Annotated in this window: 20 protein-coding genes (1 of these 20 only partly in view); 8 read left to right on the top strand and 12 right to left on the bottom strand. The window is 62.6% G+C overall.

The genetic code is table 11. The features are described from left to right. From msrQ to RRX38_RS20190, 6 genes are all read right to left on the bottom strand, one after another. On the bottom strand, positions 1-436 hold the 5' portion of the coding sequence (gene msrQ / locus RRX38_RS20215) for a protein-methionine-sulfoxide reductase heme-binding subunit MsrQ (protein WP_315960429.1). Its footprint begins 182 nt before the window's first position; only the first 436 of its 618 coding nucleotides appear in the window; its start codon is at positions 434-436; its stop codon lies beyond the left edge, outside the window. Continuing rightward, positions 436-1,449, bottom strand: a complete 1,014-nt coding sequence (gene msrP, locus RRX38_RS20210) for a protein-methionine-sulfoxide reductase catalytic subunit MsrP (protein WP_315960428.1) — start codon at positions 1,447-1,449, stop codon at positions 436-438. The genes msrQ and msrP overlap by 1 nt, the downstream gene beginning before the upstream one ends. A gap of 62 nt (positions 1,450-1,511) precedes the next feature. Beyond that, complete coding sequence (gene pssA, locus RRX38_RS20205) at positions 1,512-2,351, bottom strand: CDP-diacylglycerol--serine O-phosphatidyltransferase (protein WP_315960427.1); 840 nt, start codon at positions 2,349-2,351, stop codon at positions 1,512-1,514. A gap of 198 nt (positions 2,352-2,549) precedes the next feature. Continuing rightward, positions 2,550-3,566: a ketol-acid reductoisomerase gene (gene ilvC / locus RRX38_RS20200; protein WP_295476252.1), complete on the bottom strand. Its 1,017-nt coding sequence runs from the start codon at positions 3,564-3,566 to the stop codon at positions 2,550-2,552. 47 nt (positions 3,567-3,613) lie between these two features. Then, a complete protein-coding gene (gene ilvN, locus RRX38_RS20195) occupies positions 3,614-4,105 on the bottom strand; it encodes an acetolactate synthase small subunit (RefSeq protein ID WP_003250040.1) in 492 nt (163 codons plus the stop codon). A 2-nt stretch (positions 4,106-4,107) separates the two neighbouring features. Next, positions 4,108-5,832 (bottom strand): acetolactate synthase 3 large subunit, encoded by a 1,725-nt coding sequence (locus RRX38_RS20190; protein ID WP_315960424.1) that lies wholly within the window; start codon positions 5,830-5,832, stop codon positions 4,108-4,110. Positions 5,833-6,229: 397 nt separating this feature from the next. Here RRX38_RS20190 and RRX38_RS20185 point away from each other — a divergent pair, with 397 nt between their 5' ends. Further along, positions 6,230-6,667 carry a DUF4124 domain-containing protein gene (locus tag RRX38_RS20185; RefSeq protein WP_315960422.1) on the top strand — a complete coding sequence of 146 codons (438 nt, stop codon included), beginning with the start codon at positions 6,230-6,232 and terminating at the stop codon, positions 6,665-6,667. 17 nt (positions 6,668-6,684) lie between these two features. Here the strand turns inward: RRX38_RS20185 and RRX38_RS20180 are convergent, their stop codons facing one another. Genes RRX38_RS20180 through mrcB form a run of 3 tightly spaced genes read right to left on the bottom strand, consistent with a single transcriptional unit; the run spans position 6,685 to position 10,110 of the window. Next, on the bottom strand, positions 6,685-7,014 hold the full coding sequence (locus RRX38_RS20180; RefSeq protein WP_295476280.1) for a YqcC family protein: 330 nt from the start codon (positions 7,012-7,014) through the stop codon (positions 6,685-6,687). Next, positions 7,014-7,769, bottom strand: a complete 756-nt coding sequence (locus RRX38_RS20175; protein ID WP_295476282.1) for a tetratricopeptide repeat protein — start codon at positions 7,767-7,769, stop codon at positions 7,014-7,016. Before RRX38_RS20175 ends, RRX38_RS20180 begins: the two co-directional genes overlap by 1 nt. Before the next feature lie 16 nt (positions 7,770-7,785). Continuing rightward, positions 7,786-10,110, bottom strand: coding sequence for a penicillin-binding protein 1B (gene mrcB / locus RRX38_RS20170; RefSeq protein ID WP_315960421.1), 2,325 nt, complete (start codon positions 10,108-10,110; stop codon positions 7,786-7,788). A gap of 130 nt (positions 10,111-10,240) precedes the next feature. On the opposite strand from mrcB, the gene RRX38_RS20165 reads away from it, so the two are divergent. Then, the gene (locus tag RRX38_RS20165) at positions 10,241-11,776 is read left to right on the top strand and encodes an AAA family ATPase (RefSeq protein WP_315960420.1); all 1,536 of its coding nucleotides are present in this window, start codon (positions 10,241-10,243) and stop codon (positions 11,774-11,776) included. 92 nt (positions 11,777-11,868) lie between these two features. Next, on the top strand, positions 11,869-12,213 hold the full coding sequence (locus RRX38_RS20160) for a pentapeptide repeat-containing protein (RefSeq protein WP_295476287.1): 345 nt from the start codon (positions 11,869-11,871) through the stop codon (positions 12,211-12,213). Positions 12,214-12,487: 274 nt separating this feature from the next. Here RRX38_RS20160 and deoC read toward each other — a convergent pair whose 3' ends face one another. The 3 genes from deoC to RRX38_RS20145 form a co-directional block, all read right to left on the bottom strand. Continuing rightward, a complete protein-coding gene (gene deoC, locus RRX38_RS20155; RefSeq protein ID WP_315960419.1) occupies positions 12,488-13,255 on the bottom strand; it encodes a deoxyribose-phosphate aldolase in 768 nt (255 codons plus the stop codon). 125 nt (positions 13,256-13,380) lie between these two features. Then, positions 13,381-14,091, bottom strand: a complete 711-nt coding sequence (sfsA, locus tag RRX38_RS20150) for a DNA/RNA nuclease SfsA (RefSeq protein WP_315960418.1) — start codon at positions 14,089-14,091, stop codon at positions 13,381-13,383. Beyond that, positions 14,091-15,263, bottom strand: a complete 1,173-nt coding sequence (locus tag RRX38_RS20145; protein ID WP_315960417.1) for a pyridoxal phosphate-dependent aminotransferase — start codon at positions 15,261-15,263, stop codon at positions 14,091-14,093. Before RRX38_RS20145 ends, sfsA begins: the two co-directional genes overlap by 1 nt. Positions 15,264-15,617: 354 nt before the next feature. Here RRX38_RS20145 and dksA point away from each other — a divergent pair, with 354 nt between their 5' ends. The 5 genes from dksA (at position 15,618) to RRX38_RS20120 (ending at position 21,760) form a co-directional block, all read left to right on the top strand. Continuing rightward, on the top strand, positions 15,618-16,055 hold the full coding sequence (gene dksA, locus RRX38_RS20140; RefSeq protein ID WP_315960416.1) for an RNA polymerase-binding protein DksA: 438 nt from the start codon (positions 15,618-15,620) through the stop codon (positions 16,053-16,055). A 62-nt stretch (positions 16,056-16,117) separates the two neighbouring features. After that, positions 16,118-17,005, top strand: coding sequence for a tRNA glutamyl-Q(34) synthetase GluQRS (gene gluQRS / locus RRX38_RS20135; protein ID WP_315960415.1), 888 nt, complete (start codon positions 16,118-16,120; stop codon positions 17,003-17,005). Between the two features lie 172 nt (positions 17,006-17,177). Continuing rightward, positions 17,178-17,354 (top strand): hypothetical protein, encoded by a 177-nt coding sequence (locus tag RRX38_RS20130; protein ID WP_002552060.1) that lies wholly within the window; start codon positions 17,178-17,180, stop codon positions 17,352-17,354. Continuing rightward, positions 17,344-20,292 carry a sensor histidine kinase gene (locus RRX38_RS20125; RefSeq protein ID WP_295476356.1) on the top strand — a complete coding sequence of 983 codons (2,949 nt, stop codon included), beginning with the start codon at positions 17,344-17,346 and terminating at the stop codon, positions 20,290-20,292. The genes RRX38_RS20130 and RRX38_RS20125 overlap by 11 nt, the downstream gene beginning before the upstream one ends. Before the next feature lie 22 nt (positions 20,293-20,314). Next, positions 20,315-21,760, top strand: a complete 1,446-nt coding sequence (locus RRX38_RS20120; RefSeq protein ID WP_315960410.1) for a sigma-54 dependent transcriptional regulator — start codon at positions 20,315-20,317, stop codon at positions 21,758-21,760. Positions 21,761-22,099 lie beyond the last annotated feature (339 nt).

Genomic DNA, 22,099 nt, shown 5'->3' with positions numbered 1-22,099 from the left:
GGTGCAGGCGCTTCCAGCGCCGACCCAGCCTACGCTGACTGTATCGATTGGAGGTCAGCGCCAGCGCCAGCAGTCCGACCCAGGCCACGGCACCGACGATGATGTAGGGCCGCTTCACCAGCTCCACGCCCAACTGCCTCCAATCCAGCCCCAGAATGAACAAGGCATAGAAACTCAGGTGCAGCACGGCATACGCGAAGCTCCACAACCCCAGTTGCCGACGCACTGCCATCCAGCCAGACCAGCCGGTCAGTTTCGCCATAGGCGTGATGCTCAGGGTAATCAATAGAATGATCAGCGTACCCAGGCCGAGACGATCCACCAGCACCTTTCCCGGATCCGGCCCCAGGGCAAAAATCCACGCCTGGTACACCCACCACACCGGAAAGGCCAGCGCCGCGAGAAACACTCCTACCCGCCAATAAGCATGTCGCATCAATAGTCCTTGCGCAGATCCATACCGGTATAGAGGGAGGCCACTTCCTCTGCATAGCCATTGAACATCTCGGTCTGCCGCAGATTGGGGCTGAACAGCCCACTGGGCAAGCGACGCTCCCTGGCCTGGCTCCAGCGCGGGTGATCCACCGTCGGATTGACGTTGGCGTAGAAACCGTACTCGTCCGACGCGATACTCTGCCAGGTGGTCTTCGGCTGCTCGCTGACCAGGCTGATACGCACGATGGACTTCACACCCTTGAAGCCGTACTTCCAAGGCACGACCAGCCGCAGCGGAGCACCGTTCTGGTTGGGCAGCTCGCGGCCATACATACCGACTGCCAGAATGGTCAGCGGGTGCATGGCTTCATCCAGGCGCAGCCCTTCTACATAAGGCCAGTCGATCAAGGCGAAACCGGAGCGCTGGCCCGGCATCGACTCCGGATCCTTGAGGGTTTCGAAGCGTATATAGCGCGCTTTCGAGGTGGGCTCGACCTGCTTGAGCAAGGCGGCCAGCGGAAAGCCGATCCACGGAATGACCATGGACCAGGCCTCCACGCAGCGCAGCCGGTAGATACGTTCTTCGAGCTGATAAGGCTTGATGAAGTCTTCGAGCGCGTAGCGCCCGGGCTTGCCAACCTCACCATCGATCACCACGCTCCATGGCTCGGTCTTCAAGGAGCCGGCGTTTTGCGCCGGATCCCCTTTGCCGGTACCGAACTCATAGAAGTTGTTGTAATGGGTGGCGTCCTTGAAAGGCGTTATGGCCTCGCTGCCGGCCGTGACGGCCTGCCAGCGGGTTGCGCCAAGTTTGTCGGTGAACCATGCAGGCGGCTTGCCGGGCTCGACATCCGCGTAGCGGGACGGCTCGGCAGCATGAGCCCAGGACGGCATGGCGCTCACGGCCAGTCCGGCCAGCGAGCCACCCAGCAATGTACGACGGGAAAGGTAAATGGATTCAGACGTGACTTCCGACTCACGCGAGTCGGAAGCCGAGGGGCGCTTGATGAGCATGACAACTCCACAGGCTTGAGTGCTGACGCACCGTTAGACTACGGAGTATGCCCAAAATCAACTCACTTGCGACGCTGCGAACGTAACAGATGCTGAACGGGACCTGACAAGGCGTAAGCCAGGAAAATCAGCAGCAGAATGCGTGGCGGGTCGCTGAAGACCACGGCGAAGATCAGCACCACGACAAGAATGGCAACAAAGGGCACACGGCCTTTCAAGTCCAGGTCCTTGAAGCTGTTGTACTTGATGTTGCTGACCATCAGCATGCCGGCGGCCGCCACCAGAAGCGCCACCAGGAACGACAGCTTCGACCCCTGGATACCGTAGTCGCTGAACGCCCAGACGGTACCAGCCACGACGCCGGCGGCCGCCGGGCTGGCCAGGCCGATGAAATAACGCTTGTCGGCCTTGCCCACCTGGGTATTGAAGCGCGCCAGGCGCAACGCAGCGCCCGCGACATAGATGAAGGCGACCATCCAGCCGACTTTGCCCATGTCGCCCAGCGCCCAACCGAAGGCCAGCAAGGCAGGCGCGACCCCGAAGGCGACCATGTCGGACAGCGAGTCGTACTCTGCGCCGAAGGCGCTCTGGGTATTGGTCATGCGCGCCACGCGGCCATCAAGGCCGTCGAGCACCATGGCAACGAAAATGGCGATGGCCGAGAAGGCGAAGTACTTGCTGGCGCTGGCGGCATCGCCGGCGCTCATGGCACTCATCGAACTGATGATGGAATAGAAGCCGGCGAACAGGTTCGCGGTGGTGAACAGGTTGGGCAGCAGGTAGATGCCGCGATGGCGGACCTTGCGCCCTTCGGCGTCATGTCCTTCTTCAACGTGTTCATCGATCGGTAGCAGGCTTTCGGCGTCGGAACCCTGGCGGGGTTCTTCAGGACGTTCGCTCATGAAGATTACCTTGCAGCGGTTTGAAATGTTGACAGGTTGTCTGCCGGGCACGTTGCCGGCAAACGATGCAGCTTTATACCAGAACTCGCCGCGCTTGACGTTCCGGCACTTGTCGCAAAGCTGAACAGCGGAAAATATCCATACCCCTGAAACGAAAGAACGCGGCACCTGGCCGCGTTCTTCGCAATCACCGCGAACTCAGTTCTTGGTCTTGTCGACGATCTTGTTCGCCGCAATCCAAGGCATCATCGAACGCAGTTGCTCACCGATGACTTCGATGCCGTGGGCAGCGTTGTTACGACGCTTGGCGGTCATCGATGGGTAGCCGGTGGCGCCTTCGCTGATGAACATCTTCGCGTATTCGCCGTCCTGGATGCGCTTCAGAGCGTTGCGCATGGCCTGGCGGGATTCGGCGTTGATGACCTCTGGGCCAGTCACGTACTCACCGTACTCGGCGTTGTTGGAGATCGAGTAGTTCATGTTGGCGATACCGCCTTCGTACATGAGGTCAACGATCAGCTTCAGCTCGTGCAGGCACTCGAAGTAGGCCATTTCTGGCGCGTAGCCCGCTTCGACCAGGGTTTCGAAACCGGCTTTGACCAGCTCGACGGTACCGCCGCACAGAACGGCCTGCTCACCGAACAGGTCGGTTTCGGTCTCGTCCTTGAAGGTGGTTTCGATGATGCCGGTACGGCCGCCACCGACGCCCGAAGCGTAGGACAGAGCGACATTCTTGGCGTTGCCCGAAGCGTCCTGGTAAACAGCGATCAGGTCAGGAATACCGCCGCCTTTGACGAACTCGGTACGTACGGTGTGACCTGGCGCTTTTGGCGCGATCATGATCACGTCCAGGTCGGCGCGAGGAACGACCTGGTTGTAGTGGATGGCGAAGCCGTGGGAGAACGCCAGGGTAGCGCCCTGCTTGAGGTTCGGCTCGATTTCCTGCTTGTACAGCTGGCCCTGGAATTCGTCAGGGGTCAGGATCATGACCAGGTCGGCAGCAGCAACGGCGCTGGCAACGTCGGTCACTTTCAGGCCGTGGGCTTCGGCCTTGGCGACAGTAGCCGAACCTTTGCGCAGGCCGATAGTGACGTCAACGCCCGAGTCCTTCAGGTTGCACGCCTGAGCGTGGCCCTGGGAACCGTAGCCGATGATCGCGACTTTCTTGCCCTGGATGATCGAAAGGTCACAGTCTTTGTCGTAGAAAACTTTCATGGAAATCCCCTGTTTATCTTGGCCACTCGGGCCAAATTGCAAATTGGTCAGATGCTCAGAACTTTATCGCCACGGGCGATGCCCGTTACGCCACTGCGGACCGTTTCCAGAATGGACGCGGTACCGATGGCCTGGATGAAGCTATCGAGTTTGTCGCTGGTGCCACTCAACTGCACGGTATACACGCTGGCCGTGACGTCGACGATCTGCCCGCGGAAGATATCCGTGGTGCGCTTGATCTCGGCACGCTGCGCGCCAGTGGCCTTGACCTTGACCAGCATGAGTTCGCGCTCGATGTGCGCGCTCTCGGACAGGTCGACCAGCTTGACCACTTCAACCAGTTTATTGAGGTTCTTGGTGATCTGCTCGATCACCTCATCATGCCCCACCGTGGTCAGCGTCAGACGCGACAGGGTCGGGTCCTCGGTCGGCGCCACGGTCAGGCTTTCGATGTTGTAGTTACGCTGGGAAAACAGACCCACGACGCGAGACAGTGCACCCGGTTCGTTTTCCAGCAGAAGGGAAATGATGTGCCGCATGATTATGTCCGCTCCGTCTTGCTCAACCACATATCGCGCATCGAGCCGTCCTTGATCTGCATCGGGTAGACGTGCTCGCTCACATCGACCTGGATGTCGACGAAGACCAGGCGATCCTTCATGGCGAAGACTTCTTCCAGCTTCGGCTTCAGGTCCTTGAGGTCGGTGATGCGTACGCCCACGTGACCATAGGCCTCGACCAGCTTGACGAAGTCAGGCAGCGACTCGACGTAGGAGTGCGAGTGACGGCCGCCGTAGCTCATGTCCTGCCACTGACGGACCATGCCGAGCACGCCGTTGTTGAGCAGGATGATCTTCACCGGCAGGTCGTACTGCAGGCAGGTGGACAGCTCCTGGATGTTCATCTGGATACTGCCTTCACCGGTCACGCACGCCACATCGGCATCCGGGAAGTTCAGCTTGATGCCCATGGCTGCCGGGAAACCGAAGCCCATGGTGCCCAGGCCACCGGAGTTGATCCAGCGGTTCGGCTTGTCGAAACGGTAGTACTGCGCGGCGAACATCTGGTGCTGGCCGACGTCCGAGGTGATGTAGGCATCGCCCTTGGTCACTTCGTGCAGGGTCTCGATGACCTTCTGCGGCTTGATCACGCTGCCATCGCCACGGTCGTACGGGAACAGGTCGCCACTGGCGCGCCATTCGTCGATCTGCTTCCACCAGGCGGCGACCGCTTCCTTGTCGGGAGTCTGGCCGATTTCCTTGAAGGTCGCGACCATGTCGGTCAGCACGCTCTCCACCGGCCCCACGATCGGCACGTCGGCCTTGATGGTCTTGGAGATCGACGCCGGGTCGATGTCGATGTGGATGATCTTGGCGTTCGGGCAGAACTTGGCAGCGCCGTTGATGACACGGTCATCGAAACGCGCGCCCACGGCGAGGATCACGTCGGTGTGGTGCATGGCGACGTTGGCGGTGTAGCTGCCGTGCATGCCCAGCATGCCGATGAACTGGCGATCGGTACCCGGGTAGCCACCCAGGCCCATCAGCGTGTTGGTCACCGGCGCGTTGAGCAGGCGAGCCAGCTCGGTCAGCGCAGCGGCACCATTGCCCATGACCACGCCGCCACCGGAATAGATGACCGGACGCTTGGCAGCCAGCAGCATCTCCACGGCCTTGCGGATCTGGCCGGAGTGGCCGCGGACCGCCGGGCTGTAGGAGCGCAGCTTGATCTTTTTCGGGTAAACGTATTCGAACTTCTCGGCCGGGTTGGTCATGTCCTTCGGCAGGTCGACCACCACCGGGCCGGGACGGCCGGATTGTGCGAGATAGAAGGCTTTCTTCAGGACTTCTGGAATCTCCGTCGGATGCTTGATCATGAAGCTGTGCTTCACGATCGGACGGGAGATACCGATCATGTCGGTTTCCTGGAAGGCATCGGTACCGACCAGGGTGCTGGGCACCTGGCCAGAGATGACTACCATGGGGATCGAGTCCATGTAGGCAGTGGCGATACCGGTGATGGCGTTGGTTGCACCTGGGCCGGAAGTCACCAGCACCACGCCGGCCTTGCCGGTCGCACGGGCATAGCCATCGGCCATGTGGGTAGCGGCCTGCTCGTGGCGGACCAGGATATGACTGACCTCGGGTTCCTTGAACAGCGCATCGTATACGTGCAGGAGCGCGCCGCCCGGGTAGCCATAGATGTGCTTAACGCCTTCGTCACGCAGGAAGCGGACGACCATTTCAGCGCCAGATAAAAGCTCCACGTTGTTCACCTCTAAAACGCCAGAATACCGTCCATGGGCGGACGGGTCTTAATAGGTTTACTGCCTAGCAGAGCATGAGCGACGGTGGTCGCCGACTACGTCAGCACTGACTGAGCAAGTATTGGGATGTCCCTGAGTGTTGCGGAACGGTCCCACCCAGCGCGAGGTAACGCGTTGCGGGTGTTACAGGTCGACGCGGATGTGCGCCTCATGATCTACCGAGACGGTCTGCTTCTGGCAGTCCCCCTACAGCGAACTTTGAATTGTTGTGATTCGCCCCCTGCAAGTCAAGTCATCCGTAAGCTTTCTTCCATGAATCCCCTGAAACCGCCAGTCACGGACGTCATGCGGCCGATGTGATAGCGTGCGCCACTGACGAGCACTTCAAGGAAGCACGATGCGCGCAATGATCGTTTCAGCGGTGTTGTTATGGCTGGCCACGGGCGCCAGCGTACAGGCGGCGCAGATCTACAAATGGGTCGACGCCCAGGGCGTGACCCACTACGACGCGACACCACCGGCCGGCGCCCCCGCCGAGCAGGTCGACCTGCAGGCATCACCGCCACCCAGCAGCGGCAGCAGCGCGCCGCGCAATACGGAGCCCGACCCGGCAGCGCAGCAGCGCGCCATCGACGCCAAGGTCAAGAAGCAGGCCGCCGCAGAAGAAAAGAAGCGCCAGGCCAACTGCGAAATCATCCGCACCAACCTGGCCAAGCTGAAGACCTACTCGCGCATTCGCGAGCCGGTGGAAGACGGATACAAACGCCTGACCCAGGAAGAGCGTCAGGCGCGCATCGATGAAACCGAAAAGATGATTGCCGAGTACTGCAACTGAGGGAAACCGCGCTTCCCTCAGCCGGCCTTACCGATCAACTGGTCGAAACGGCTGAGCGACGCCAGCAGGTTTCGCACCTGCTCGGGACGCTCGACATAGACCATCTCTGCCATCTCACGAATGCCGGACACACTGGGCAACGGCAGCGACTGCTCGACGATGGCCTTCATGCGCGGCAGGAAGATCCACTGCAGCCACTGCTCGAACGACAGGGTGTCGACGCAGAACGGCTGCTGGCTGGCCAGCGCCTGCGGTGCCGGTGCACTGCTTTCCCACCAGCCCAGCTCACGCAGGGCCTGTTCGATCGACAGCAACTGGTCAGCCAGTGCGGGAACCCGCTTGTCCATCACAGGTTGACCTTGGCTTTCTGGCGCGCCAGAGCTGCACCGGCAGCATCACCCTGTTTCTCACGCGACTGGGCGATCAGTTCCCACAGGCTGGCCTGCAGGCTCGGGCGACCGTTGGCATAGGTCAGGGCGCGCCGCGACAACTGCTCGGCCTGGGCCGCATCCCCCTGGGCCAGGCGCACCTGAGCCAGGCGGTACAGCACCTGAGGCTCGCGTGGGGCGACACGCTGGGCGCGCTCCAGGCTCGAAGAGGCGCCATTGAGGTCGCCACCGCTTTGCTGTTGCTGAGCAGTGGTCAGCAGCGCCAGCACCGGGCCATCGAGCTGTTCGTCGGCGGACAAGCCACCGCTATTGCTGCTGGACGGAATACCCGTCGGTGCGGAGGCAGGGTTATAGCCCCCTGCGGCAGGCGCGGAGGCCGGTGGCATCTGATAACTGCCCGAGGTGTCGATGGGTGGCGAATCAACACTGATCGGCGCCTGGCCTGTCGGGGCCGAATAGGTCTGGATCGCGCCGCCACTGCCACCGGCCGGCACCATGACGGTCACGCCCGAGTCTTCGGGAATCGACTGCGCCTGCGGTTGCTGGGGCTGCGCGGCGCCTGGACGGTAGCCGGTGTTGCGCGAAGCATTGACCCGCTCGCTGTTGGACACCTTGGAGCCCGAATCCACCACCGGGATCGAGCCTTGCGGAACACTGGCGCAACCACTGAGCACGGTCAGCGCTGTTACAGCCGGAATCCACCATTTATTCACGTCAAACCCTCTTCGCTTAATTCAACCATCCCTTGACCCAGTCCATCACGGACTCGGCCGGGGCGGGGCCGCTGCCGCAGCTGGGGCCTGGCACCGGTTCGCTGCCGCGAATATACGGCATCTGCACGGCATTCGGGCAACTCGCATCGGAGCCCTGCCCGGTGGCGGCATCCACCCAGGCCTGCACCACGTTGTCGGGCATGGCCATGTCCAGCGGCAAAGGATCGGCCTTGCGCATGAAGCTGGTCCAGACCTGCAGCGCGCCGGTGGCACCGGTGAACGGTGTCTTGCCGTTGTCGTCACGGCCCATCCACACCACCGCCAGAGTGTCCTGGCTGAAGCCGGCGAACCAGCTGTCACGCGAGTCGTTACTGGTACCGGTCTTGCCCGCCAGGTTCAGCGAGCTGGGCAGTACGTTGTAGACCGATTTACCGGTGCCTTCGCGCATCACCCGCTGCATGGCGTTCTGCACCAGATAGATGGCACCCGGATCGAAGCGCTGCTGAATCTGGAACGGATAGCGCTTGAGCGGCTCGCCCTCGGCGGTCAGCACGCTGCGGATACCGCGCATCGGCGTATTGAAGCCGCCGCTGGCGATGGTCTGGTACATGGTGGCCACTTCCATCGGGCTGAGGCCACCGGCCCCCAGCAACATCGAAGGATAGACCGGCCACTCGCGGTTCACGCCCAACTTGTTGAGTGTCTTGAATACGGCCGGCACGCCGACTTCCAGGCCCAGCTTGGCCGTGGACAGGTTGTAGGAATGCGCCAGCCCCTGGTACAGGAAAATATTGCCATGGGCCTTGCGATCGTAGTTCTGCGGTTTCCAGACCTGTCCATCGGCCCCTTTGACCTGGAACGGCTCGTCGGCCACCCAACTGGTGAGGGTGTACTTGTTGGGCTGCTCCAGAGCGGTCAGGTAGATCGCCGGCTTGACCAGCGAGCCGATCGGCCGTACTGCATCGATGGCGCGGTTGAACCCGGCGAAACCGGCCTGACGGCTGCCCAGCAGGGCCTGCACCTCGCCAGTCTCGGGGTTGGTGACCACCATGGCCGCCTCGACCTCATCGGCCCCCTTGCGTCCGGTGAACTTCTTGAAGGTCTCGTCCATCGCCGCCTGGGACTTCATTTGCAGGATCGGATCGAAACTGGTGAAGATCCGCAGCCCCTCCTCGGTCAAGTCCTCGTCGCGGTAATCCTCACGCAACTGGCGCTTGACCAGATCGAGGAACGCCGGGAACGAGCTGTCTGCCAGGCTGCCAGTGCGGGTCACGCCCAGCGGCATCTGCTTGGCGGCGGCCACCGCCTCGGCAGAAGCCACCCCTTGCTGTTCCAGCAGGTCGAGCACCAGGTTGCGGCGCTCAAGCGCACGCTCCGGGTTACGTCGCGGGTTGTAGTAGGAAGGCCCCTTGACCATGCCGATCAGCAAGGCCACCTGATGCAGCTTCAACTCCGACAGCGGCTGGCTGAAGAAATACTGGCTGGCCAGGCCGAAGCCGTGCACTGCACGCTGGCCATCCTGGCCGACGAACACTTCGTTCAGGTAGGCCTCGAGGATTTCCTGCTTGCTGTAATGCAGCTCCAGCAGCACCGACATCATCGCCTCGGTGAGCTTGCGCGACAGGCTGCGCTCGTTGGTCAGGTAGAAGTTCTTGACCAACTGCTGGGTCAGCGTACTGCCGCCCTGGCGCATATGCCCGGCCGTGGCGTTCACCCAGATGGCGCGGGCGATGGACTTGGGCGAAACACCGAAGTGGCTGTAGAAGTCGCGGTCCTCGACAGCCACCAGACCGTCGAGCAGGTAGGGCGGCGCCTGATCGAGCTTGATCAGGATGCGGTCTTCGAGATTCTTGGGGTACAGGCCGCCGATCAACAGCGGCTCCATGCGTGCCACGGCAAGCTTGTCACCCTTGGCCGAGGTCAGGTCGGCCACCGAATCTCCGGCAAAGCGCACCCGGATCTGCTGCGCCGGGTCGGTGCCCTCATAGAACTGGAACCCGCGAGTGTTGAGGTCCACGGTATTGCCGTTCACCGCAGCAGCCCCGGGGCCATTGGCCACGCTTTCACGGCGATAGCCCAGGGCGTCGAGTTCGAGCAGGAAGTCGTCACGGCTCAGTTTCTGGCCGACGAACAGTTCCAGCGGGCGGGCATAGACCTTGGCAGGAATCGTCCAGCGCTTGCCGGAGAATTTCTCCTGCACCACGGCGTCGAGGTAGACCGCGAAGCCGGCGAGGATCACCAGGCCGACGATACCGAGTTTCAGCCCCCACCCCAGTATGGTCCGCAGACGGTTGGAAGGTGGGCGTTTCTTGGGAGTACGGGAAGAGCGGGATCGAGTCATGGGCGCGGATTATACGCACTTTGAAAAGGATCGACAGACGCCCCGGACAGCGGTTTGCAGCACGGTTCGGAGTCGCCATAATGGCCGGCTTGAGGCATATATTTTCCACATCATCATTGAAGGACCGCCCGTGAGCCAGTCACTGATCGCAGCCTTGCAGAACCCTGCTCTGTTCCCCCATCCGGTGGAGGGGTTCCAGGTCATCGAAACGCATATTTCCTGGGTGCTGCTCACTGGGCCCTACGTTTACAAGATCAAGAAGCCGATGAACTTCGGCTTCCTGGATTTCACCACCCTGGCGGCCCGCGAACATTTCTGCCATGAAGAGCTGCGCCTGAACCAGCGACTGACCCAAGACCTGTACCTGGAAGTCATCCCCCTGACCGGCAGCGCCGAAGCGCCCCAGCTCGGTGGCGTTGGCGAACCCATCGAATTCGCTCTGAAAATGCGCCAGTTCCCGCAAAGCGGCCTGCTCAGCACCGTGCAGGCCAATGGCGATCTGAACAGCGCGCAGATCGACGAGCTGGCCGAGCAGATCGCCCAGTTCCACCTCAGCGCGCCCAAGGTCGGCACGGAAACCGAGCTGGGCTCGCCAGAGTCCGTCATGGCCCCGGTCGCGCAGAACTTCGAGCAGATTCGCCCCCTCATCAGTGAAAAACCCGACCTGCAGCAGCTCGATGCTCTGGAGGCCTGGGCACAGTCGAGCTTTGAGCGGCTGCGCCCCCTGTTGGTTCAACGCAAGGCCGATGGTTTCATCCGTGAGTGCCATGGCGACATCCACCTGGGCAACGCCGCGCTCATCGACGGCAAAGTGGTGCTGTTCGACTGCATCGAATTCAACGAGCCATTCCGCAAGACCGACGTCTATGCCGACATCGGCTTCCTGGCCATGGACCTCGAAGACCGCGGCCTCAAGGCGCTGTCGAACCGCCTGATCAGCCGCTACCTGGAGCTGACCGGCGACTACCAGGGCCTGGAGCTGCTGAATTTCTACAAGGCCTACCGCGCCATGGTGCGCGCCAAGGTCGCACTGTTCGGCCTGGGTGCAGATGCCGATGCCGAGCGCCGCGCCAGCGTACTGGCCCAGTACCGCAACTACGCCAACCTGGCCGAAAGCTACAGCGCCGTACCATCACGCTTTCTGGCAATCACCCATGGTGTCTCGGCCAGCGGCAAGAGCCACGTGGCCCAACGCCTGGTCGAGGACCTGGGCGCCATCCGCATTCGCTCCGACGTCGAGCGCCAGCGCCTGTATGCCGATGACGCCAGTCGCTATGCCAGCCAGGCCAGCGAGGCGACCTACCAGCGCCTCAACGATCTGGCCGGCCACGTGCTGCATGCCGGTTTCTCCGTAGTGCTGGATGCCACATACCTCAAGCAGGCGCAGCGTCAGGCCGCTGCTCAGGTCGCCGAAAACAGCGGCGTACCTTTCCTGATTCTGGACTGCGAGGCGCCGCAGGAAATCATCGAGCAGTGGTTGCAACAGCGCCAGGCCGAAGGCGGCGATCCTTCGCAGGCCACTCTGGAGGTCGTCAAGGCCCAACAGGCGAACCGCGAGCCACTGAGCGCCGAGGAAGTGCTGTCGAGCAAGCGGGTGCAAACCCACGTCGCCAGCGAACTCGACAGCCTGACCGACGACCTCCGTCGACGCCTCCCTGGGCTCTGATAAAAGGCGCGCCGTTGAGCGGTTGCCGCTTCACGGCGCGCCATTAGTGGCGATATAATGGCGCCATAATTCCAACGAAATCGAGAACCGCTATGAGCCAGCCTAAACAGATCGACTCGCCGCTGTATCTGTTACTGCGTAAGGATGACGTTGCAGGCTTCAATCAGGAAAAGCCAAAGAGTGGCGTGATCGACATGCGTGGCGGCGATTTCCGTGGTCTTGACCTGCGCAACCTGGACATTACCGGCATCGACTTCACCGATGCCTACTTCCGCTCCGCCGACCTGCGCGGGCTCGACCTGCGCAACACGCCGATGGAAGGTGCCAGCATCGCCCACGCGCAGATCTCCGGAGCCTACTTCCCGCGGGAACTCACCGCAGACGAGATCCTGATGTCGGTCAATTTCGGCACCCGCCTGCGCTACAACACCCGCTGAGACTCCCACAGCCACCTGCGCACACCTGCTGCGGGTGGCTTTTCTTCTCATCCGTTTTCGCCTCCACGACGCACGAGCGCCAGGCTCTTGCACGGGCGCAGAAAAACTTCGATGAGCAGATGTTGACTTAGAAATGAGAATCGTTATGATTATCGCATCCGGTCGCGAGACTGGTCGGTAACCTGAAAGACCTTGGTTCGGACTCTCAGATTATCTCCTCATCAGGCTAATCACGGTTTTTGACCCGGCATTTTTGCCGGGTCTTTTTTTGCCTTCAATAAAACATTCCTGTCTCGATCAGCCCGAGCCGGCCTAGCAGGTCGTCCAGCAAGACCGAGCCCCCCAGACGCAGGCGCTGCCCCGCCACCCACGAAGGTGCGAAACGCTCTGTGACCAGCCGCAGCACAGGCCGAACATCCTCCAGGCTGCGCAATCCTCCGGCAGCCTTGAAGCCCACCTGGCCTCCGGCCTCGGCGATGCATTCGAGCATGATGCGCGCTGCCTGGTCGCTCAACGGTGTGAGCAGCCGGTCCGTGCAGCTCTTGATGAAGTCCGCCCCCGCCCCGATGGCGATGCGACAGGCACTGCGAATCAACTGCGGGTCACGCAACTCACCGGTTTCCAGCGTCACCACAAGCCGGCCTTGCAGTCGGCACTCGGCCTTGCAGGCGCTCACCAGGTCGTGGCCGACGTCGGCGTTGCCCGACAACAGTGCGCGAAACGGAAATACCACATCGATCTCGTCGGCTCCGGCCAGCAGCGCGCCGCGCACCTCCCCGGCAATCGCCTCGATGGCCGTACCTCCAGCCGGAAACCTGATCTGTGCCACCACCGCCGCCTGCTGCGCGCCCAGCTGATCCAGCGTCGTTCGCGCCAGGCCCGCGAACGCCGCCGGCACCCCCACGGCCGCCACCGGTCCTAGCGAGGTCACGCCCCGTCGGCACAGGCTGACGATACGTTGCTCGCTGCTGTCGTGAGCCCTCGCCAGCAACTCCACCAGGCCCAACGCCTGAAACGCCAGCGGCTCGGTGTCTGCTGCCATGTCCTGCCCATCCACTTCGCAAATGAAGCAGGACAATAAACCAGCCACACTCGTCTGAATGGGTTACCCAGGAATCAGAGAAAAGGACTACGCGTAAATCAAACTTTTCGTGCCGATTACCGGGCTCAGGTATCGACGACCTCAAGGCGTCTGACCAGGCGTACCTCTTCTGCGCTGATGTCCGCGCCGTAGGCCAGCACCTGAACACCGGCGACGATCGCCTCATGCAGGGCCGCCGTATAGGCCGGATCGATTTCCCGCGCCGGACGCACCGCGACGATGCCGGAAAGGTTCACGCAATACAGCAGCGCCGCCCGAACCCCTTGCCGGGCCAGCGCTGCCAACTCGCGCAGGTGCCGCGCACCACGCTGGGTGACCGCATCCGGAAACGCCGCCACCGGCGAATCGTCGTATCCCAGGGTCACGCTCTTGACCTCCAGGTACAGGTCACCCTCGGGATACTGCAGGCGGAAATCCACCCGGCTGTTTTCCACGCCATAGGGCACTTCGCGTTTAAGCGCGGTGAACCCGGCCAGCTCTTCGATGACCCCGGCCCGCAGCGCTTCCTCGACCAGGGTATTGGCCCGCCCGGTATTGATGCAGGCCAGTCGCCCCTGCGGTGTTTCGCTGATTTCCCAGGTGCCGGGCAGCTTGCGCTTCGGGTCGTTGGAACGGCTGAACCACACCCGCCCGCCGGGCAGCATGCAATTGAGCATCGAGCCGGTGTTGGGGCAGTGGATGGTCAGACGCTCGCCGCTGTCGGTCTCGATATCGGCCAGAAAGCGCTTGTAACGCAGCAACAGGCGACCGGTTTCCAGTGCAGGAGAAAAACGCATCAGCCTTGCCAGCTCTGCAGGCCACGGGCAATGCGCTCGACCGCCTGCTCCAGGCGCTCCAGGCTTTGGGTGTAGGCGAACCGCACGTGGTGCCCGGCCTTGTGGCGACCAAAGTCCAGCCCCGGAGTGAACGCCACGTGCTGGGTTTCCAGAAAGTGCTGGCAGAAGGCGAAGGCGTCACCGCCAAACGCATTGATATCGGCATACAGGTAGAACGCCCCTTCCGGCTCCACGGCGATACCGAAGCCCAGCTCACGCAGGGCTGGCAACAGGTAGTCACGGCGCCGGGCGAACTCGCTGCGGCGCTGCTCGAGGATCTCCAGGGTCGGCTCTTCGAAACACGCCAGTGCAGCATACTGGGCCACGCTCGGCGCACTGATGTAGAGGTTCTGCGCGAGCTTTTCCAGCTCGCCCACCGCCGCCGTGGGCGCTACCAGCCAGCCCAGCCGCCAGCCGGTCATACCGAAGTACTTGGAGAAGCTGTTGAGCACGAAGGCGTCATTGTCCACTTCCAGCACACTGGCAGCGTCGGTGCCATAGGTAAGGCCGTGATAGATCTCGTCGACCACCAGATGCCCCCGCCGGGCCTTGAGCGCATCGGACAGCCCGAGCAGTTCGTCGCGGTGCAGCAAGGTGCCGGTCGGGTTGGCGGGCGAGGCCACCAGCGCTCCGACGCTGTCCTGGTTCCAGAAGCGCTCCACCAGGTCGGGCGTCAGCTGGTAACGCTCCTCGGGACCAACCGGCACCAGCTGCGCGCCGCCTTCGACCAGACGCAGGAAGTGGCGGTTGCAGGGATAGCCAGGGTCGGCCAGCAGCCAGTGCTTGCCAGGATCGACCAGCAGACTGCTGGCCAGCAACAGCGCCCCCGAGCCGCCCGGCGTGACCAGGATGCGTTGCGGATCGACGTCCAGGCCATAGCGCCGCGCATAGAAGCCGGCAATCGCCGCACGCAGCTCGGGCAGCCCGCGCGCGGCGGTGTAGCGGGTCTTGCCCTGTGCCAGGGCGGCCTGGCCGGCTTCGACGATGGGGTGAGCGGTGGTGAAGTCGGGCTCGCCGATTTCCAGGTGGATGACATCGTGGCCGGCCGCCTGCAGTTCATTGGCTCGTGATAACAGCGCCATGACATGGAAGGGTTCGATGGCGCGACTGCGCGCACTGTAGTGCTGGACCATGGGGCATTCCTATAGGCTTCGGAAAGTATCGGCTTGTCCAGCGGCCATGCCGGCAAGACAGTCCGGCACGATTCTACCCAACACCGACTCGAACAGGGTCGATTGACGCGGGGTAAAAAATCGGTCGGCAAGAAAATAAAAAAAGAAACTCCGCCGCGCTTTAATGTCTAGAGTTGAAGGCCGGCCAGCCGACTTTCGAAAACCCGTTCACACCCCGCCACCATGCTCGACAACCGGGAGTAGCGGACGACGAATCGATCTGGTAAGTTCGCCGGCTTGCACCTGCAGGGCCGACGGGTGTCGGTGATGGAACATCCTGCGCAATAGATTAGAAGAGTGAGAGGCGGTCCATACATGCCCACGCAAGAAAAGCAACAGAATCTAATCAGCGGCTTCGAGCCTTATGTGGAAACACCGGGCGAAGAGTATATGGGCGAGCGGATGCGCGCGCATTTCACCAAGATCCTCAACAAGTGGAAGCACGACTTGATGCAGGAGGTCGACCGTACGGTTGACCACATGAAGGATGAAGCAGCCAACTTTCCGGACCCGGCAGACCGTGCCACCCAGGAAGAAGAGTTCAGCCTCGAACTTCGCGCCCGTGACCGTGAACGCAAGTTGATCAAGAAGATCGACAAGACTCTGCAACTCATTCTCGATGAAGAATATGGCTGGTGCGAATCCTGCGGCGTCGAGATCGGTATCCGCCGCCTCGAAGCCCGTCCGACCGCCGACCTGTGCATCGACTGCAAGACCCTGGCAGAAATCAAGGAAAAGCAAGTCGGCAAGTAACAGCGACGACTCGACTGAAAAGACGCTTCGGCGTCTTTTTTGTTGGCGGGACACTTCAGTTGATGAACAGCTCTTCTTATGTCGGGCGCTTCGCGCCCACCCCCAGCGGTTACCTGCATTTCGGTTCGCTGGTCGCCGCCCTGGCCTCTTACCTTGACGCCCGGGCCGCTGGCGGCCAGTGGCTGATGCGCATGGAAGACCTGGACCCGCCCCGTGAGGTGCCGGGCGCCCAGGCCGCGATCCTGCATACCCTGGAAACCTACGGCTTCGAATGGGACGGCCCTTGCGTGCGCCAGAGCGAGCGCCACGCAGCCTACGCCCAGGTTCTGCAGCGCTGGTTCAGCCAGGGTCTGGCCTACGCCTGCACTTGTTCGCGCAAGCAGCTGGAGCCCTTCGGCGGCATCTACCCCGGCACCTGCCGCAACCTGGGCCATGTTCCTGAAGGCGCGGCGATTCGCGTGCGCGTACCGGAAGTCGAGTACCGTTTCACTGACCGCGTGCAGGGCGAGTACCGCCAGCATCTGGGGCGGGAGTCCGGCGACTTCGTGATTCGCCGCCGTGACGGCCTTTACGCTTACCAATTGGCGGTGGTGATCGATGACGCCTGGCAGGGTATCAACCACATCGTGCGCGGTGCCGACCTGCTGGACTCCACGCCTCGCCAACTGTATCTGCAGGAGCTGCTCGGCATCGCCCAGCCGCGCTACCTGCACGTGCCCCTGATCACCCAGCCCGACGGCCACAAGCTGGGCAAGTCCTATCGCTCACCGCCGCTCCCGGCCGACCAGGCCACGCCACTGCTGTTGCGCGCACTGCGGGCCCTGGGCCAGAACCCGGACCCACAGCTGCGCTACGCCACGCCCGAGGAACTGCTCAAGTGGGGCGTGCAGCACTGGAACGCCGAGGCCATTGCCCGGGTACCCAGCCTGCCGGAAGCTGGAATAGACTGATCCAGAGCGGCTGGCGAAATTGCCCACAATCGCTGCTTGCAGGTTATGCGGCATTGGTTAACATGCCGCTCCTTACCTGCCCCATCACCGGGCAGGCAACCCGCAGGGATCAGCGCTTGCACGTCGGCCAACGCCGTACGCCGCGACCGCTCGCAGAGTTCCGGGAGGCACCATGTACATCTATCGGTTGGTCCTGCTCCTGGTGGTAGGCATCTACCTGTTTTCCCCGGCCATCATGGATTGGTGGATCGACGCCACGGGGGCCTGGTACCGGCCCTACATGCTGTGGCTGATTCTCATCGTGGTGACTTTCATCCTGCAGAGCCAGCGAGACGCCGATGAGCTTTAGCCTCACCCAGATGCTGCTGGTCAGCGCCGCCTACCTGCTGGTGCTGTTCGCGGTGGCCTGGATCAGCGAGCGCGGCCTGATCCCGCGCCGGTTCATTCGCCACCCGCTGACCTACACCCTGTCGCTGGGCGTCTATGCCAGCTCGTGGGCCTTCTACGGCACGGTCGGCCTGGCCTACCAGTACGGCTACGGCTTCCTGTCCAGCTACCTCGGGGTGTCCGGGGCGTTCCTGCTGGCGCCGGTGCTGCTTTACCCGATTCTGCGCATCACCCGCACCTATCAGCTGTCGTCACTGGCCGACCTGTTCGCCTTCCGCTTCCGCAGCACCTGGGCCGGCGCCCTGACCACCATTTTCATGCTCATCGGCGTTCTGCCGCTGCTGGCCCTGCAGATCCAGGCGGTGGCCGACTCCATCGGCATCCTCACCGGCGAGCCGGTGCGCAATCGTGTGGCCGTGGCGTTCTGCGCGCTGATCAGCCTGTTCACCATCTTCTTCGGCTCACGCCACATCGCCACGCGGGAAAAGCACCAGGGCCTGGTGTTCGCCATCGCCTTCGAGTCCATCATCAAGCTGGTCGCCCTCGGCGGCCTGGGCATTTATGCGCTGTATGGCGTGTTCGGCGGCCCACAGCAGCTGGAGATGTGGCTGCTGCAGAACCAGACCGCGCTGGCCTCGCTGCACACGCCGCTGCAGGAAGGCCCGTGGCGGACCTTGCTGCTGGTGTTCTTCGCCTCAGCCATCGTGATGCCGCACATGTATCACATGACCTTCACCGAAAACCTCAGCCCGCGCTCGCTGGTCAGCGCCAGCTGGGGCCTGCCTTTCTATCTGCTGCTGATCAGCCTGGCAGTGCCGCTGATCCTCTGGTCGGGTCTCAAGCTCGGTGCACCGACCAGCCCGGAATACTTCACCCTGGGCATCGGCATGGCCGCGCACAGTCCCTCCCTGGCCCTGCTGGCCTACGTGGGCGGGCTGTCGGCAGCCAGCGGCCTGATCATCGTCACCACCCTGGCATTGTCGGGCATGGCACTGAACCACCTGGTGCTGCCGCTCTACCAGCCCCCGGCCGAAGGCAACATCTACCGCTGGCTGAAATGGACCCGCCGCGCGCTGATCATCGCCATCATCGCTGCCGGCTACTGCTTCTACCTGATGCTCGGCGCTCAGCAGGACCTGGCCAACATGGGCATCGTCGCCTTCGTCGCCACCCTGCAGTTCCTGCCCGGCGTGCTCTCGGTGCTGTACTGGCCGACCGCCAACCGTCGCGGCTTCATCGCCGGCATCCTGGCCGGCATCACCGTCTGGCTGTTCAGCATGCTGTTACCGCTGCTCGGCAACATGGAAGGCATCTACATTCCGATGCTGAACATGATCTATGTGCTGGACGACACCAGCTGGCACATGGCGGCGATCGCCTCGCTGGCCGCCAACGTCCTGGTGTTCACCCTGGTGTCGTTGTTCACCAATGCCAGCGCCGAAGAAGCCAGCGCCGCCGAGGCCTGTGCAGTGGACAACGTACGCCGCCCGCAGCGCCGTGAACTGTTCGTCGCCTCGCCCCAGGAGTTCGCCACCCAGCTGGCCAAGCCATTAGGCCCCAAGGCCGCGCAGAAGGAAGTCGAACAGGCCCTGCATGACCTGTACCTGCCCTTCGACGAACGGCGACCCTATGCCCTGCGGCGCCTGCGCGACCGCATCGAAGCCAACCTGTCGGGCCTGATGGGCCCCAGCGTGGCCCAGGACATGGTCGAGACCTTCCTGCCCTACAAGTCGGGCAGCGAAAAATACGTCACCGAAGACATCCACTTCATCGAGAGCCGCCTGGAGGACTACCACTCGCGCCTCACCGGCCTGGCCGCCGAACTCGACGCCTTGCGCCGCTACCACCGGCAGACCCTGCAGGAGCTGCCGATGGGCGTCTGCTCGCTGGCCAAGGACCAGGAAATCCTCATGTGGAACAAGGCCATGGAAGAACTCACCGGGGTGCCCGCGCAACGCGTGGTCGGCTCGCGGCTGGGCACCATCGCCGAACCCTGGAAGGGCCTGCTGACCAGTTTCATCAGCGTGCCCGACGAGCACCTGCACAAGCAGCGCCTGTCACTGGACGGGCAGATCCGCTGGCTGAACCTGCACAAGGCTGCCATCGACGAGCCCCTGGCACCGGGCAACAGCGGCCTGGTGCTGCTGGTCGAGGACCTTACCGATACCCAGATGCTCGAAGACAAGCTGGTGCATTCCGAACGCCTGGCCAGTATCGGCCGCCTGGCCGCCGGTGTGGCCCACGAAATCGGCAACCCCATCACCGGCATCGCCTGCCTGGCGCAGAACCTGCGCGAAGAACGCGAAGACGAGCCGGAGCTGGCGGAAATCAGCAGCCAGATCATCGAACAGACCAAGCGCGTGTCGCGCATCGTGCAGTCGCTGATGAGCTTCGCCCATGCCGGCGCGCACCAGAACAGTGACGAGCCGGTATGCCTGGCCGAAGTCGCCCAGGACGCCATCGGTCTGCTGGCGCTCAACCGGCGCAATTTCGAGATTCAGTTCTACAACCTCTGCAACCCGGACCACTGGGCCGACGGCGACCCGCAGCGCCTGGCCCAGGTACTGATCAACCTGCTGTCCAATGCGCGCGACGCCTCGCCGCCGGGCAGCGCGGTACGGGTCATGAGCGAAGCGTCTGAACACACCGTGGATCTGATCGTCGAAGACGAAGGAAGCGGTATTCCAAAAGCAATCATGGACCGATTGTTCGAGCCATTCTTCACGACCAAGGACCCCGGCGAGGGGACAGGACTGGGCCTGGCTCTGGTCTATTCAATCGTTGAAGAGCATTATGGACAGATCACCATCGACAGCCCGGCCGATATCGAACGGCAGCGTGGTACCCGTATCCGGGTGACACTGCCGCGCCATGTCGACGCGACGTCCGCCGTGAACTGAGACCGTCGAGAGAACCGAATCAATGCCGCATATTCTGATCGTCGAAGACGAAACCATCATCCGCTCAGCCCTGCGCCGCTTGCTCGAGCGCAACCAGTACCAGGTCAGCGAAGCCGGATCGGTGCAGGAGGCTCAGGAGCGCTTCAGCATTCCATCGTTCGACCTCATCGTCAGTGACCTGCGGCTGCCCGGCGCGCCCGGCACCGAGCTGATCCGCCTCGGCGAAGGCAAACCGGTGCTGATCATGACCAGCTACGCCAGCCTGCGCTCTGCGGTCGACTCGATGAAAATGGGTGCAGTGGACTACATCGCCAAACCCTTCGACCACGACGAGATGCTCCAGGCCGTGGCGCGCATCCTGCGCGACCGCCAGAGTACCCCGGCACAGGCAGCGCCTGCCGCGGCCGAGCGAGGCGCCACTGCCAAGGGCGGCACGGCAGACAAGCCTGCGCCCGGCCACGCCAATGGCGAGATCGGCATCATCGGCTCCTGCCCGCCGATGCAGGACCTGTATGGCAAGATCCGCAAGGTCGCACCCACCGACTCCAACGTGCTGGTGCAGGGCGAGTCCGGCACCGGCAAGGAGCTGGTGGCCCGGGCGCTGCACAATCTGTCGCGGCGCGCCAAGGCACCGATGATCTCGGTGAACTGCGCGGCGATTCCGGAAAGCCTGATCGAATCCGAGCTGTTCGGCCACGAGAAAGGTGCCTTCACCGGCGCCAGCGCCGGGCGTGCGGGGCTGGTCGAAGCGGCCGATGGTGGCACGCTGTTTCTCGACGAGATCGGTGAACTGCCTCTGGAGGCCCAGGCACGTCTGCTGCGCGTACTGCAGGAAGGCGAGATCCGCCGGGTCGGTTCGGTGCAGTCGCAGAAGGTCGATGTGCGCCTGATCGCCGCCACCCACCGTGACCTCAAGACCCTGGCCAAGAATGGCGAATTCCGCGAAGACCTCTACTACCGCCTGCACGTCATCGCGCTGAAGCTGCCCGCACTGCGCGAGCGCGGTAACGACGTGCTGGAAATCGCCCGCGCATTCCTGGCACGGCAAAGTGCCAAGGCCGGGCGCCCTGACCTGCGCTTCGGCCAGGATGCCGAACAGGCCATTCGTCATTACAGTTGGCCGGGTAACGTTCGTGAGCTGGAGAACGCCGTGGAGCGTTCGGTCATCCTCAGCGAGTCGGCCGAAATTTCCGCCGACCTGCTTGGCATCGACATCGAGCTGGGCGACCTCGAAGACGAAGAGTTCGTCGGTCTGGCGCCCTTGCCCAATGGGGCCAACGGTGCCAATCACGAGCCCACCGAGGACCTCTCACTGGAGGACTACTTCCAGCACTTCGTCCTCGAACACCAGGACCACATGACCGAGACCGAGCTGGCGCGCAAGCTCGGGGTCAGCCGCAAGTGCCTGTGGGAACGCCGCCAGCGCCTGGGCATCCCACGGCGCAAGGGCGTAGCCAACGAAACGTGACCCTGGCCCTCGGTAACAGTTGTCCTTCTCAGGCCGAAACTGTTACCGAAGCCTTTGCAGACGTAACAAAAACCGGGAGGTACGGTAACGGAATCCCGGTTTTTTTCGCTCCACGAAAATAGCCAGCCATCTCAAGCCATTGATTTTCAAGGATTTTCAAAAGTTGGCACAGCACCTGCTATATGCTCGGTACAAGAAAAACAAAAAACACGTGTCACCCCCACAACAAGAACAAGATGAAACGACTCACGCATAACAAGAACAACACGGCGGAGGCGCAGCTAACTGATTCTTTTGGAGAGGTGTTGTATTTGGGGCTTGCCCCGCGACCAGGCCGAG

This window comes from Pseudomonas sp. DTU_2021_1001937_2_SI_NGA_ILE_001 (assembly GCF_032463525.1).
GTDB lineage: Bacteria > Pseudomonadota > Gammaproteobacteria > Pseudomonadales > Pseudomonadaceae > Aquipseudomonas.
The sequence above is the reverse complement of the archived record's forward strand: the minus strand, read 5'-3'. Positions and strand labels throughout refer to the sequence as shown.